This is a genomic window from Candidatus Paracaedibacter acanthamoebae, assembly GCF_000742835.1.
Taxonomy (GTDB): Bacteria; Pseudomonadota; Alphaproteobacteria; order Paracaedibacterales; family Paracaedibacteraceae; genus Paracaedibacter; species Paracaedibacter acanthamoebae.
In genome coordinates, this window is sequence record NZ_CP008941.1 from 825,001 (window position 1) to 837,995 (window position 12,995).

Annotated in this window: 14 protein-coding genes, 1 tRNA gene and 1 pseudogene (1 of these 16 running past the window's edge); 9 read left to right on the forward strand and 7 right to left on the reverse strand. The window is 41.0% G+C overall.

Annotated elements, in window-relative coordinates; translation table 11 throughout:
* Window positions 1–53 carry the 3' end of a lysozyme inhibitor LprI family protein gene (locus ID47_RS03790; protein WP_156956641.1) on the forward strand. Its footprint begins 817 nt before the window's first position, so only the last 53 of its 870 coding nucleotides appear in the window; its start codon lies beyond the left edge, outside the window; it ends in the stop codon at window positions 51–53.
* Window positions 54–118: 65 nt separating this feature from the next.
* On the opposite strand, the gene ID47_RS03795 is transcribed toward ID47_RS03790, so the two are convergent.
* The 3 genes from ID47_RS03795 to ID47_RS03805 all read right to left on the reverse strand — a co-directional run bounded on the left by ID47_RS03795 (window position 119) and on the right by ID47_RS03805 (window position 3,230).
* Window positions 119–1,015, reverse strand: a complete 897-nt coding sequence (locus tag ID47_RS03795) for a DMT family transporter (protein ID WP_038464049.1) — start codon at window positions 1,013–1,015, stop codon at window positions 119–121.
* Window positions 1,016–1,022: 7 nt separating this feature from the next.
* Complete coding sequence (locus ID47_RS03800; RefSeq protein WP_038464052.1) at window positions 1,023–3,101, reverse strand: DUF3857 domain-containing transglutaminase family protein; 2,079 nt, start codon at window positions 3,099–3,101, stop codon at window positions 1,023–1,025.
* A 55-nt stretch (window positions 3,102–3,156) separates the two neighbouring features.
* Window positions 3,157–3,230: transfer RNA gene (locus ID47_RS03805), tRNA-Gln, on the reverse strand.
* Between the two features lie 184 nt (window positions 3,231–3,414).
* Here ID47_RS03805 and ID47_RS03810 point away from each other — a divergent pair.
* The 7 genes from ID47_RS03810 to ID47_RS03840 all read left to right on the forward strand — a co-directional run bounded on the left by ID47_RS03810 (window position 3,415) and on the right by ID47_RS03840 (window position 8,944).
* Window positions 3,415–4,479, forward strand: coding sequence for a Ppx/GppA phosphatase family protein (locus tag ID47_RS03810; protein WP_038464055.1), 1,065 nt, complete (start codon window positions 3,415–3,417; stop codon window positions 4,477–4,479).
* A gap of 9 nt (window positions 4,480–4,488) precedes the next feature.
* Entirely contained in the window at window positions 4,489–5,130 is a 642-nt protein-coding gene (locus tag ID47_RS03815; protein WP_038464058.1) for a DUF2628 domain-containing protein, read from the forward strand.
* Window positions 5,131–5,158: 28 nt separating this feature from the next.
* The gene (locus ID47_RS03820; RefSeq protein WP_051908886.1) at window positions 5,159–5,839 is read left to right on the forward strand and encodes an RlmE family RNA methyltransferase; all 681 of its coding nucleotides are present in this window, start codon (window positions 5,159–5,161) and stop codon (window positions 5,837–5,839) included.
* A 267-nt stretch (window positions 5,840–6,106) separates the two neighbouring features.
* Window positions 6,107–6,391 carry a hypothetical protein gene (locus ID47_RS03825; protein WP_038464064.1) on the forward strand — a complete coding sequence of 95 codons (285 nt, stop codon included), beginning with the start codon at window positions 6,107–6,109 and terminating at the stop codon, window positions 6,389–6,391.
* A gap of 184 nt (window positions 6,392–6,575) precedes the next feature.
* Window positions 6,576–6,860 carry a hypothetical protein gene (locus tag ID47_RS03830; protein WP_038464065.1) on the forward strand — a complete coding sequence of 95 codons (285 nt, stop codon included), beginning with the start codon at window positions 6,576–6,578 and terminating at the stop codon, window positions 6,858–6,860.
* A gap of 234 nt (window positions 6,861–7,094) precedes the next feature.
* Complete coding sequence (locus tag ID47_RS03835; RefSeq protein WP_038464068.1) at window positions 7,095–7,373, forward strand: hypothetical protein; 279 nt, start codon at window positions 7,095–7,097, stop codon at window positions 7,371–7,373.
* A 584-nt stretch (window positions 7,374–7,957) separates the two neighbouring features.
* Window positions 7,958–8,944: an F-box protein gene (locus ID47_RS03840; protein ID WP_038464071.1), complete on the forward strand. Its 987-nt coding sequence runs from the start codon at window positions 7,958–7,960 to the stop codon at window positions 8,942–8,944.
* Window positions 8,945–9,033: 89 nt separating this feature from the next.
* On the opposite strand, the pseudogene ID47_RS03845 reads toward ID47_RS03840, so the two are convergent.
* From ID47_RS03845 to ID47_RS03850, 3 genes and pseudogenes are all read right to left on the reverse strand, one after another.
* Window positions 9,034–9,429: pseudogene (locus tag ID47_RS03845) on the reverse strand (recombinase family protein); the annotation flags it as partial.
* A gap of 47 nt (window positions 9,430–9,476) precedes the next feature.
* Window positions 9,477–9,641: a hypothetical protein gene (locus tag ID47_RS12835; protein WP_156956643.1), complete on the reverse strand. Its 165-nt coding sequence runs from the start codon at window positions 9,639–9,641 to the stop codon at window positions 9,477–9,479.
* 798 nt (window positions 9,642–10,439) lie between these two features.
* Entirely contained in the window at window positions 10,440–11,714 is a 1,275-nt protein-coding gene (locus ID47_RS03850) for an acetyl-CoA C-acetyltransferase (protein ID WP_038464074.1), read from the reverse strand.
* Window positions 11,715–11,811: 97 nt separating this feature from the next.
* On the opposite strand from ID47_RS03850, the gene ID47_RS03855 reads away from it, so the two are divergent.
* On the forward strand, window positions 11,812–12,408 hold the full coding sequence (locus ID47_RS03855) for a TetR/AcrR family transcriptional regulator (RefSeq protein ID WP_084675902.1): 597 nt from the start codon (window positions 11,812–11,814) through the stop codon (window positions 12,406–12,408).
* Here the strand turns inward: ID47_RS03855 and ID47_RS03860 are convergent.
* The gene (locus tag ID47_RS03860; protein WP_075261613.1) at window positions 12,382–12,894 is read right to left on the reverse strand and encodes a P-loop NTPase family protein; all 513 of its coding nucleotides are present in this window, start codon (window positions 12,892–12,894) and stop codon (window positions 12,382–12,384) included. The genes ID47_RS03855 and ID47_RS03860 overlap by 27 nt on opposite strands.
* Between the last annotated feature and the right edge of the window lie 101 nt (window positions 12,895–12,995).

The following is a 12,995-nucleotide window of genomic DNA, read 5'->3' on the forward strand; positions in this document are numbered from 1 at the left end:
GCGATGACAAGACAGACTGGATTGTGGAGTATCCGACTAACCTAAAAAAATGAAGCCGCCATCCCCCTATGGATTAAAACTGAGGCCCACAATTATTATAGGGCCTCGCCGCCTCTATTTAAGCCGACTCTCTCTCCTCTAACTTTTGTTTTTCTTGAGCATCGCGGTCGCTTAAGGTCAACATAATAACGGCAACAATAATGACAAGGCTCCCCATAATAGTCCAACGATCGGGGCTTTCTGCAAACATAAAATAACCAATCGGGATGCTCATACACAGACGCGTATATTCAAAAGGGGTAACAAAGCTGGCAGGCGCCCTTTTTAAGGCATTAAGATAGCAATATTGAGAAGAAACGCCCGCAATACCAATCACACTCAGTCGCCATAAATCTGAGGGAGATGGTGTTTCCCAGAACCACAAAGCCAAAATACCACTGACTATCAAAACGCCAAAAGTGGCATAGAACAAAACTGTTTCCGACGAATCAGTTCGCGTAAGGCTTTTAGCCGCAATAATCGCTAAACCTGCCAATAAATTTGCAGCCAACGCCACCCCTGTTCCTATATCAATCATGCCATCGGATGGGCGAACCATAATCATGACTCCCCCATACCCTAAGGCCAACGCCACCCACTTTATCCATGAAACGCGTTCGCGTAGCAATAAAATAGCCATAAGTGTGGTGAATAAAGGGCCTGTCTGACCAATCGAAGCCGCATAGGCTATGGGAAGATGACGATAGGCATAATAAGTACACCCCATAGAACAAGAAACCAAAATAATCCTTAAAAGATGGAGGCTAAGACGGGATGTGCCAAAATGAACTTTAAAGCCTGCCTGCCAGAACAATGGCATAGCCGCTGTAACTCCGACTACGCTGCGGCTAAAAATTAAGCTCACTTGATTAACAGAATCATCCAAAGTTTTGGCTATAGCCATTGCCAACGAAAATAAGGCAGACCACATAAACATCCAAAAGACAGCTCGAAAACGACAATGCTGAAGATTCATTGAATCCTTACCTTAACAAATATGTAATTAACTTCACTAAAAAGAAGCCTAAAATAAAAAAATACCATGTAGCCTCTCGAAGTCCAGACCATATATTTAAAAATCTTTCACCAATGCCGTGAGGCTTTTGTTTTCGCAACCATTTTTCATCACAAATAGAGGCAGGTATATCGACCCAAATACAATCCCTGATTTCTTTTGCATTTTGCAAATATTCTCCCAAATCCTCTTTATTAACACAAAATGCATTAACAGATACACTGTATAAAAATGTTCGCTGGTTTCCTTCCTCTAGAATTTTACACCGATAATCAAAATGATCATTCTTAATTTCGAGCAGATGGGGCTCTGTGGATTTAAAAACAGCACGAGGATAAATTACTTTAACAACATGGTTACCCTTTAACCCATACGGCAAAGAAAGAGCATACTGACGATTTTCCCCCTCTTCTGGCCATTTAATACCATTACTTACACCGTGAGGTAACCAATACATATCGCCATTCTCAGCAAAAATTTCATTAACATTCTCAACGATATACCGTTCCTCAACAGTGATAACATTCTTGACAGTATCATCACTAAAAGAAAAATCTTCCCAAGAAATCCTAGGAAACGTCTGCTTATAAAAGTCAATTAAATCCTGTTTATATTTTTTTTCCCCCACCTCAGCTACATAGGATCGAACTCGGCAAGTATCGCTTCCTCGGAAAATAGTTTCAACAGCAATCGTCAATTGACCTGAAACCGCGTGAGTAAAATCAAAACTTTCTGTTATATAAATACAGCTAATTTGGTCTGCATTAATCCGCACTAAATTTTGCGTGAGAGGCGATAAGATTAATGCATCTCCTTTCGGGACAGTTCCCCTGACAGATAAGTTTCCTTCCTCCCCCTCACACGTGGGGTCTACCCAATATTCCTTTCCTTGATAAAAAACAAAGACAATTACATGATTAAAAGCTGAGCCTGTGGGCAAGGTGTGACTTGGATAATCGGGATAAGTTGAATTGACGAGAACAGAAAAGGCTTCTATACCAAGGACCTCTAGCATTGCAACAAGAAGAAAACTTTTGTCTTTGCAATCACCAAAACCATTTTCAATGGTTTTTTCGACTGAATAGGGACGGCGAAAGTGCACAGGTTCGTTAAAACTAACGTATCTTATTCGTCGCTGAACATAATCTAAACAAGCCACAATTTGATCATCGACAGAAGTAAGTTTAAGAATATGAGGCATGATATTTGCCCGTAAATAGTCCCGAGTATGATCAGATACTTGGTAATCCCTCATAATTGTTGCCACCACACTTGACCAAGACTTCTGATCGGTTATGAACAATCTTGATTCTGGATCATCTTGTAAAGGGATATATTCAGCACTATGCACCAAATACGTCGGCTCGACTGTAAAACACACTGCATCATACCCCGGTAAACTATCAACGTTTACACAACTAAAGGTATAGGTCTCCCCCTCCCCCTTCCAATACAACTGTTTTGAAATGAGTTTAATAACAGTCAAGCGACGATACATTAGAGAGTAAGAGGTCGTTAGATTTATAGAAGCTGTAAATTCTTGTGTCATCGACGGGCGAACACCAAGAACACTATAAGAAAAATCTAAGATATCTCCAGGATGAAGGTCATTAAAAACTATTCTTATTTGTCCTGGGCCTGCATGTAACTGATCAGCGTTCGATCTGACCGTATCACTGACAAAATAATGAGAGCTTTGGAGCTTATTTAAAACGTCTCCTTTACGAACAACATTAATTCTATGAATAACTAATTTCTGATAATGCGGCAAAAAATCTATCTCAATCTCGCCTGCTTGATCAATAGCCTTTTTAGTACGATACTCTTGAATCAGCTGATAATGATAATGGGTATGATCATCTTCCTCAAGAAAAATTGAAGAACAATAAGCATAGCGACCCACTGGCCATTCAACATAATCCTCAAATTCAGCTCTGTTTTTAGTCAAAGCCTCTTTAATAGACAATAACTGCACCCAATCAGGATCAGTATCAAAACTATAATATGCAAGAGTATCTTTTATTTGACCGAGATTTTTTTTCTTCATAGAGAACCGATTTATTTAATTAGCGTAAGAACGGGAAAGGCTAAGCAATGGGAGGTGGCTGGGGGACCAGGATTCGAACCTGAGCTGCCCGGTCCAGAGCCGGGAGTTCTACCACTAAACTATCCCCCAATATTAAGGCTAAAATCAAACATATAGACCATATATGTATAGGCATACACAAAATTATTCCATCTTCCAAGTAAAAAAATGTCGAGATTAAGCCTTTTTTTATTGAAACTATGTTACACTGTCATCAAATATAGAGAGAATAAAGCTGTCACATCGGTGACAAACGGTTTAGAGAAGTTTATAAATGCTAAGGTCACGCTATCGCGGTCATATGAATTCACCCCCTTCAAAGGATTGCCCGACTATTGCCGCAATTGATCTTGGCACTAACTCTTGTCGCCTATTAATTGCCAAAGTTGAAGGCCAAGCTTTCCAAGTCATTGACTCATTTTCGCGCGTCGTCCGGTTAGGCGAAAGCGTCCATACAACCAATCGACTAACAGAAGCTGCCATTCAACGCACAATTGAGGCTTTGCGCATTTGCCAAGAAAAAATTGAAAATAATAAAGTATGTCATCTGCGCGCTGTAACAACTGAAGCCTGCCGTCGGGCTGAGAACAGTGATGACTTGGTGAAGCGTGCTTTAAATGAATTAGGCCTATCTATCGATATTATCTCAGCGGAAGAAGAAGCCCGGCTTGCTTTATCCGGATGTGCTGGGGTTCTTAACAGCCGCATCCCCTTTGCTCTTGCGTTTGATATTGGCGGGGGCAGCACCGAAGTCATGTGGTTGCGCATCAACGAGCCCCGCCGTTTACACCGTCGACGCTTTCCAGTGATTGAGGTTATTGATTGTATATCCCTTCCTTATGGTGTGGTGACTTTATGTGATCGTTATAATAATCAATCTTATGATTTGGATATCTATAATGAGATCCGCCATGAAGTTGCAAAATTACTGACCGAGTTTTCACAAAGAAATAATATTCCTGCAACCATGGCGCGCCAAAAAGTTCAAATGATTGGGACCTCAGGCACCGTTACAACCTTAGCGGCAATTAGTTTAAATCTTGAACGCTATGATCGTCGCATGATTGATGGTGTCTCTTTAGAAATTTCTGACATCCACCGGATGTGCGCCGAAATCTTTGCCTTGAACCAAGAGCAACGGGCACATCACCCCTGCATTGGTGCCGGTCGAACCGATTTAGTTGTCATGGGGACTGGAATTCTTGAAGGTATTTGCGATACCTGGCCCGTTCCCAGCCTACGGGTGGCAGATCGAGGAGTGCGCGAAGGAATCTTGATGGAGTTGGTGAAAGAAATGTACCCTTCTAAATCCGTTCATCCTCGCTTTGTAAAAAAATAAGGAATTAATATGGCAGAACAAACACTAACAAATAACAATATCTCCCTCGATCAATTAAGGCCGTATTATATTAATGATTCCGCTAAGATTAGTCGTTCTACCCGTTATTATGACTATGTCTTTCAACAGATACTTGACGGCAAGCGATCAAAAAGCAACTGGGCAGCCGGCTTTATGTCTACCCTATGGACCATCTATAGACGGCAATACGAATTAGCCTTCGTTATTTCCTTAATTTTTATGGTTGTAGCCACTTTAGAAACCTTGCTGCCCCAATACTCAAATGGATTAAGTCTATTTTTAGGAATTGTTTTATTATTTGTTCTGGCATTTAAGGGAAATACTTATTACTTTAATGCTATAAAGAAAAAGATTGAGACCGGCATAAAGCCTGAACACCCGAGCAACAATATCGATAAACAGGGGACATGCCTCCTGCTTGTTTTTTTTATAACAACATTTACTCTATCTTTATATGGCGTGGTAGGGGTATTGTTGGATCCTGAGATCATTAGTATGGCAGAGCAACTTCATCACATCGAAGAATTATCTCGCAAATATCTCAAAATCAATTGGATTGCATTTGTTGTATTCTGGGGTGCTTTATATATCTGGAGAATCCATCCAGAAAAGGCAAAGAGAAATAGCTGATTTATCCAGCAAGATTATGGAGAAAACCATGACGACAAAAACACCTACTCGTCGACTCAAGGTCAAATTGGCCAGCAATAAGAAACGGACAAATTCCCAACGAGCATGGTTGGAACGTCAATTAAATGACCCTTATGTGCACCAGGCAAAAGCTGATGGGTATCGCTCTCGCGCCGCCTATAAACTGATTGAAATTGACCAAAAATACAGGATTCTTAAAGCCGGCCAAAAAGTCATCGATCTTGGGGCTTGCCCAGGCGGTTGGACTCAAGTTGCCGTGGAACGCGTTAAATCGCAAACCAATGAAAAAGCAAAAGTAATTGGGGTGGATTTGACAGAAATGTCAGAAATCCCCGGCGCCACTGTGTTTCAAGGAGATTTCACCGAGGACAGCACTCAAGAACGCTTAATAGATCTCCTCGATGGTAAAGCTAACGTCATCCTAAGTGACATGGCAGCGCCCGCTTGCGGTATGACCGACGTTGATCACATCCGCATTATGGCCCTGATTGAAGAAGCCTTTAATTTTGCTGAGAATGTACTGGCACCCGGCGGCGCCTTTGTTGCAAAAGTTTTACGGGGTGGCACCGAAGCCGACCTCTTAAAGCGCTTAAAAACGGCTTTCCAAAAAGTTACCCACTTTAAACCACCTGCAAGTCGCAAAGACTCCGCTGAAATGTATGTGGTCGGCATTGGGTTTAGAGGATAACCTTCGCTAAGAGGAAAGACTCTCTATCCTTCCAACCATCCTACCTTTCCTTCAAGCTATTGGCTTGAGCTTTATAAAATTCTTCGGAAGAAGGCTTAGACCTGCCTTAGGGAGGTCATAAGCTTAACAATGTGGAGGAGAGCGATAGAAAGCTTCTCCCCCCTCTCCCGTACCACACTCTCCTGGCCCTCGGTATATCGGCCTCATTTGATATCACTAGTATTCGCCTTATCTTTATAACTAGACAATTTTTTTGAGGAGAAGAAAATGTTTCATAAAACCCTTTTTATTGCCGCCCTTCTTATAACCGGGATGTCTCTCAACAGCCGAGTTAATGCTGAGGAATTTTCCTGTCCCCCGCATGATTCATTCTTAACCTGTTCAAAAGCAGTAGCAACCAAATACCAAAACTGCGCAGAGGAAGCTAAAAAAACCCATGATGGTGAAAAACTTAATCGAGCTCTTGAAAGTTGCAAATTTGAGGCCAAAAATAGCAAGGTGGAATGCCAAAATAGTTGCAAAAAAACGCAGGCAAATGTTCGAGCTGGCTAATTAACAACGCACCTGGGCAAAGCAGTATCGTCTCTAGACACGCTTTGCCTTATATGAACCAAAAATGCACGATCAAAAATGTTCGCTTTACGATAGGTATATGAATCAGCAATCTCTCTCATTTGATATAAAAATTTTCCAACTTATCCTTATGGATGTGTGAGGAATTTAGGAGGATAAAATAATGTGGAATAAAGCATTTTTTAGCGCAGCTACAATGATGATAGGTCTCACTTCTGGTACAGTTGCCTGTGAAGCAATGTCCCTTGATGCTCATCCTATCGTTAAGTATGAAGACTGTTCAAAGAAGGTAGCTCAAACTTATAAAGCTAGAGTGGGCAACCTAAAAACACCTAAGCCTAAGGAGAAAGAGGCATTTTTAAAGCATTTTATAGAGATGGCTAAACATGAGCAAAAACGCTGTAAAGAAACGTGCGTTGATGCTCCCCAGGCAGCTTTAGGTCGTTGAAATGAAGGGTGGCTGTCTCTTATCTTACACCATTTGACAGCCCCTCTTGCCCCCCCCTCATTAGTAAATAAGATTTGCCATTAATAAAATCTTACTCCATATGAAATTCGAGAAATTCATGATCAACAATGTTGGCTTTCAAATAATCTGATTAGTCAGAATTATCTCTCATTTGATGTAAAAATTATTCCCTCTATCTTTATAAGAGTGTCACAAATTGAAGAGGATAACACAATGATGAATAAGACATTTTTTAGTATAGCTGCCTTTATGATAGCCCTAACATCCAATACTTTTGCTTGTGAATCTATGGCTCTTGACCCAATCTATAAGTATGATGACTGTATCAATAAAGTGAAAGAAACCTTTAAAAAAAGAGCCAATTACTTCAAAACAAGTACTGAAGCAGAAAAAGCAGTCCTTATGGAAGATATTGCAGAAATGGCACAATATGAGGAACACCGGTGCCAAAAGACTTGCCGAGATGCTCCTCAAACAGCTGTAGCGGATTAATATTTGAAATACAGGTTTATATTGGTAATCAAGTAAATCTTTCAAAGTGGGGTATCAGCCCCCTTTGTGCAAAAAAGTACGGTTTGAAGGTGAAGGGAAAGCCCCCCCTCAGAAGGCTCTTAGGTTAAGGGAGACATAAATGGATCCCTTCCTCATTTTTATCTGTTTGCAATTTTATGGCCCCCGCCCCCCCTTAGGAAGATATCGCTATCTGAGAGGAAAATATATGGTTTCGGAAAGGATCCAGGCTCTAGACCGTATATTTTTACACGAATGGGGTTGATATCCCATATAGAAAGACGACTGATTGAATTAAATTGGGCAGAAATCTATGACGTTTATACACTTGAGGTCTCCTGAATATTTATCAGAATCCTCAGTTGCTAAACCGTACTTGTCAAGCTTAATGTGACAATGCCGCCGGGCCTTCTTCTTTGTTGCTATTATATTGAGAATTTTCTCAAATCCCTGGTCCAGCTCTTGGAGAGAAGACCATTAAAAAACTTGACAAGAGTAAATTTATTATACAATAACAACAACAATTAGCCTCTATTGATTAGTTACTTTTAAAACGGAGACACGACATGAAATTTAAGCATCTTTTTGCTTCTTTCTTATTAACAATGGTTACGCATCAGGCTTTTTCCTCTGAATCCTTAGAAGAGGAAGATAAAGCATCTGTAATCCAGCAAACAACATTAGAATCAGAGGGCTCTATTGGAGTATTGCCAGATGAAATGATGATCAAAATATTCTCCCTCCTCGAATTAAAGAATATTCCCTCTGTCACCGAAACAAATCAAAGATGGCAAAGGCTAATGAACGATAACCAGCTTTGGAAAAGTTATGCAAAAAGAGCCCACCTTATTATGGATGATGGAGATAACACTCAGGATAGAGATTATAAGGAACTCATTAAATATCATTGCACCTATTCTTTTGAGGGCCTAAACACCTTAAATATAAATAACGAAACAGAAAGTTGGATTCACGAGATAAACTTTGATGGTTCAGAAGTTTTAGGCGAAGCAGAGGAGGGATATAACCCTCGGAAGAGGTATAAATTTAAATGGACGCCAGAGAAAGGTATGGAATTCTTAAGGACCTTAAACGATGTAAACAAAAATGCCCTTTCTCTATATGTGATGGGCGGCACAATGTATTTTAACGATACTGTGTCAGATAATGATATACGGGACTTCTCACTACAATTGGCACGGCTCAAGGAAGAACTCTCTCGACCTCTAATCTCATCTGATATAATAGAGAGTCAGACTGAGATGGTAAATTTTGATGCCTTAAATTGGCTTTCGGGTATTTCTCCAGAGCCAAAATATTTAACAGAAGCCTGTGAATGGATCTCGGGGCATGGTATGAAAGCTTTACAACAATTGCTCACTGATAAGGGTCTTTTACCTCCTGGTTGGGAATTAGTGAACGTAAGCAAAATAACAGCAAGCAGAACTGTGCTTATTGGAGAAGCAAATTTTGATGTTGTGGGAGAAGACGGAATGATGGAAATACTGGAGCGCGCATGGCATGCTGTTATTCCCAGAAAAAATCTATTTTAATATAGAGGGCCTCTTCTTAAACGGCACCATCAAGTTCTGAGATCTGTCAGTATATTGCTGCTTTGGGGAGAATTTAGACACAAAGAAGATTACTTCTTTAGGTGTCGATCCAAAGTCACACGACTTACTCCAAGCTCTTTGGCGATATGGCTTTTCCTTGTTCCCAGAGCAAGTTGATTTTTGACAGAGTCGATTTGCTCAGAGGATAAGATTTCTTTCCTTCCCTTATATGCTCCACGTTTTTTAGCTAGCGCAATTCCCTCCATTTGCCTTTCTCGGATGAGAGCTCGTTCAAATTCAGCAAAAGCCCCCATAACAGATAGAAGGAGATTAGATATAGGGGAATCTTCCCCAGTGAAGGTGAGATTTTCTTTTAAGAATTGGACTTTGACGTCCTTTCCTGTAAACGTTTGCACTAAACGCCTAAGATCATCTAAATTGCGTGCAAGTCGATCAAGACTATGAACGATAATTGTATCTCCCTCTCAGGGTATCAGGAAGAATCGTCCGTAAATACACGCTAAGGAATTTTTTATTTGATCAAGCTCCTATCCAGTACATAACCGCCATACAAAATAATATTATCCCAACCGATTGGACTTAAATGGGGCAGCAGCGCTAAATATTTTTCATCCAGTTCATGGCCATCAGAATCACACATGGGCTCTCGAATATGGTGGAAACAATGCCCCATCATTAGATAGGTTTTATAAAAATTGGCTTTGATCCAACCAATCTCACCTTCTCGCAGATCTTGTCGTTTAATCTGTTCAGCATATTCACCACCAGCAATGCGGAAGTCTTTTGGGCTGTTTTATCTTGATAAGCTTTGACTTAATACGGCTCTGTTTATGAGCAAAGGATAGAAACCTCTGGTAAGATCGGCTAACAGGATAATTTATATAATCAGTTGTTGCTTGTTGCGGGTTAGAATGAGTAGAAGTAAATTCATACCAATTGAAAAACTTATCCTCACCAAGGCTGGTTTTAAGGTGGACCGGTTATACAAAAATATACTTATAACTTAAAAATATCTTCCTCTCATTTGATATAAAAATTATGCACCCTATTTTTATAAGTGTGTCATAAATTGAGAAGGATAATACAATGATGAATAACGTATTTCTTAGCACAGTTGCCCTTATGGTGGGCCTAATTTCCAATAAGCCTTGCTAGTTGCGACCCAGTCACCCCTAATCCTGCTGAAAATTATGGTGATTGCCTCAAAAAAGTAGCCCAAACGTTCCAAGCAAGGGCCAATAACATCTCGAAGTATCATCAACAAGAAAAGGATGCCATTCTTGAAGATCTAAAGGAAACAGCAAAATATGAAAAAGATATATGCCGCCAAACTTGTAAGGATGCGCCTCAGCCCCAGTCTGCGGGTTAGTATTTAAAGTAGGTTTTTCAAATATTCCTTAAGACATGTGAAAAATATGCCTTCCCCGGCTTAGGCCGGGGACTTTATAATTACTTTGATTCATTTATTGATTTTTTATACCGATTCTAGAATTGCGGCAATTCCCATACCGCCGGCGGTACAAATGGAAATCAACCCTCGTTTTTTCCCGTCTTGCACCAACAACTTGGCAAGCGTCCCTGTAATTCGAGCGCCCGTGGCTGCGAATGGATGGCCGAGAGCAACAGAACTACCCACTGTATTCAATTTTGTACGGTCCAAAGATCCGAGGGCCGATGTAAGTCCTAGACTACCGCGACAATAGGCATCGGTTTCCCAGGCTTTCAACGTGCACAGTACCTGCCCAGCAAAGGCTTCATGAATTTCAAAATAATCAAAATCGGAAAAAGTTAAGGTATTCCTTGTCAAGAGTTGAGCTACAGCCTTTGTCGGGGCCATCAGCAACCCGGCACCGTGCACAAAATCCACCGCGGCCACCTGCACATCCACAATTCTCGCTAAAGGTTTTAACCCGAGGGCCATAGCTCCCGCATCATTAGCAATCAAAACGCAAGCGGATCCATCCGTCAACGGTGAGCTGTTTCCCGCCGTTAATGATCCCTCTGGATTAAAGGCCGGCTTTAACTTAGCCAATTTATCAAGGGCAATATCACTGCGTAATATTCCATCTTGTTTTAAACCATAGAAGGGGGTGACTAGATCCTCATAGAATCCATCCTGATAAGCCTTGACACCATTAACATGGCTTGCCATAGCAAACTCGTCCTGCTCTTCCCGCGAAACATTCCATTCCTTTACCATCAGCTCACAGTGTTTTCCCATAGACAATTTAGTGCGCGGTTCATCGATAACAGGCGTTTTTGGTGATAAATCTTGTAATCTTAAGCGTGTCAAAATCTTTAAACGATCGCCTCCCGTTTTAGCTTGATTAAGCTGCAAAAGAATTTTTTGCAGTCCCGGTGAAACCTCAATGGGAAGATCACTGTTGGTATCCACGCCGCCAGCAATACCATGATTAATGGCACCCACATGCGCCTTAAGAGCAAGCTGCCATATAGTTTCTAACCCCGTTCCGCAGGCTCGCTGAACATTATAAGCCGGTGTTTCAGGGTGTAAGGGGGTTGATAAAATAACCTCGCGCGCCAAGTTAAAATCTGATGAGCTATTCATAACGGCCCCAAAGGCAGCATCACCCATTTGTATACCGTTTAATTTATACCGATCAATGAGAGCATTTACCGAGGCGACCATAAGGTCTTGCCGTGAAACGTCCATATAACTTGTTAGACTTTTGGCAAAAGGAATACGCGCACTCCCCAACACATATACTTGATTTTTATCGGACTTCATCCTATTCTCCTATCTATAGGTAGTTTTATACTAACTAATGGTAGTTTAAAAAGGGATATTGTCAACCCATTGCTGTACAAATCGTAAATGAGGGATCATGATGGCACAACACACCGCCACTCTTGAAAACACAAAGATGCGTGCTTTGCGGGAAGGAATAAAACTACTGCAAATTCATGGATATAATGGTTTTAGCTTTCAAGATTTAGCCACGGTCCTGGGAATTCGCAAAGCAAGTTTATATTCTCATTTTAAATCAAAAGAGGATTTTGGACTGGCCATTCTTGATCACCATGCCGCTCAATTTAATCAATGGTGCGCTACCATCGATGGCTTTGGCGCATGGGACAAACTGAAAGCCTATTTTGATCTTTTTTATACCTTTGGCACTCAATTTTCAGGGATGTGTCCCCTCTGCGCCTTTGCCTCTGATCAGCAATCCCTTCCTCAGTCCATTAAGGCAGCTCTCGAAAAAAACAGTAAAATTCGACGGGATTGGATGATAATAATCATTGAGCAGGGCCAACACAAAAAAGAGTTTCGCACCGATTTACCGCCCACAGGATTGGCAGAAATGATTTTAGCGGTAAGTTTCGGAGTGCAATTAAGTGCCCGCACCTTTACCCACGCAGACCACATTCATATAGTCAGAGAGCAGATCGAAATCTTACTGAAACCTGGGAGTGTCAGATAAAAACATTTGAGCAAGCTTTATAACCTGCTTATCATTGTTGACTTCAATAAAACGAACAGTTGGATAAGATCGAGCGACTGTATAAATTTTATGACTATAGCGCTTCCTAAAGCGCAGCAAGTACGTCACAAGGCTGCATGTCACCTGCTCAAGAGAATGAGGAGCCCGATCATCAATTCGACGATCTCGCGGTGACCATAAGCGTTTAAAAATACGCCATATACAAATATACCAAGGAAAATTGAAATAGATGGCAATATCAGCGCGAGCAAACCTTGTTTCCAAGGTAGACATAGCATTTCCATCAATAATCCAATTATCTTGATCAATCCACTCTTGTTTTAATATCAAAAAATTTTCACGCTGTCTTTCTTGCCAGTGAGACTCAAAGAAAATCTTGTCGACATGATAGACAGGCAGTGATAATTGCTCACCAATTTCAACAGCAAAGGTGGATTTCCCAGATCCAGGAGGACCAAACATCATGATTCGCATATTATAGCCAAACCTATCATCAATGGAGCGGAAATTTCTGGAGCAAACCCACAAAAGGTTTACGCCAGAAAAACTCCCCTATTAGATAACAC

Bases quoted from the DNA above. Each gene is read 5' to 3' on its own strand.
- ID47_RS03825 (WP_038464064.1), top strand. From the start codon at position 6,107: ATGTTTCATAAAACCCTTTTTATTGCCGCCCTTCTTATAACCGGGATG.
- ID47_RS12835 (WP_156956643.1), bottom strand. From the start codon at position 9,641: ATGATGGGGCATTGTTTCCACCATATTCGAGAGCCCATGTGTGATTCT.
- ID47_RS03795 (WP_038464049.1), bottom strand. From the start codon at position 1,015: ATGAATCTTCAGCATTGTCGTTTTCGAGCTGTCTTTTGGATGTTTATG.
- ID47_RS03820 (WP_051908886.1), top strand. From the start codon at position 5,159: ATGACGACAAAAACACCTACTCGTCGACTCAAGGTCAAATTGGCCAGC.
- ID47_RS03800 (WP_038464052.1), bottom strand. From the start codon at position 3,101: ATGAAGAAAAAAAATCTCGGTCAAATAAAAGATACTCTTGCATATTAT.
- ID47_RS03835 (WP_038464068.1), top strand. From the start codon at position 7,095: ATGATGAATAAGACATTTTTTAGTATAGCTGCCTTTATGATAGCCCTA.
- ID47_RS03815 (WP_038464058.1), top strand. From the start codon at position 4,489: ATGGCAGAACAAACACTAACAAATAACAATATCTCCCTCGATCAATTA.
- ID47_RS03840 (WP_038464071.1), top strand. From the start codon at position 7,958: ATGAAATTTAAGCATCTTTTTGCTTCTTTCTTATTAACAATGGTTACG.
- ID47_RS03850 (WP_038464074.1), bottom strand. From the start codon at position 11,714: ATGAAGTCCGATAAAAATCAAGTATATGTGTTGGGGAGTGCGCGTATT.
- ID47_RS03810 (WP_038464055.1), top strand. From the start codon at position 3,415: ATGCTAAGGTCACGCTATCGCGGTCATATGAATTCACCCCCTTCAAAG.
- ID47_RS03860 (WP_075261613.1), bottom strand. From the start codon at position 12,894: ATGATGTTTGGTCCTCCTGGATCTGGGAAATCCACCTTTGCTGTTGAA.
- ID47_RS03855 (WP_084675902.1), top strand. From the start codon at position 11,812: ATGATGGCACAACACACCGCCACTCTTGAAAACACAAAGATGCGTGCT.
- ID47_RS03830 (WP_038464065.1), top strand. From the start codon at position 6,576: ATGTGGAATAAAGCATTTTTTAGCGCAGCTACAATGATGATAGGTCTC.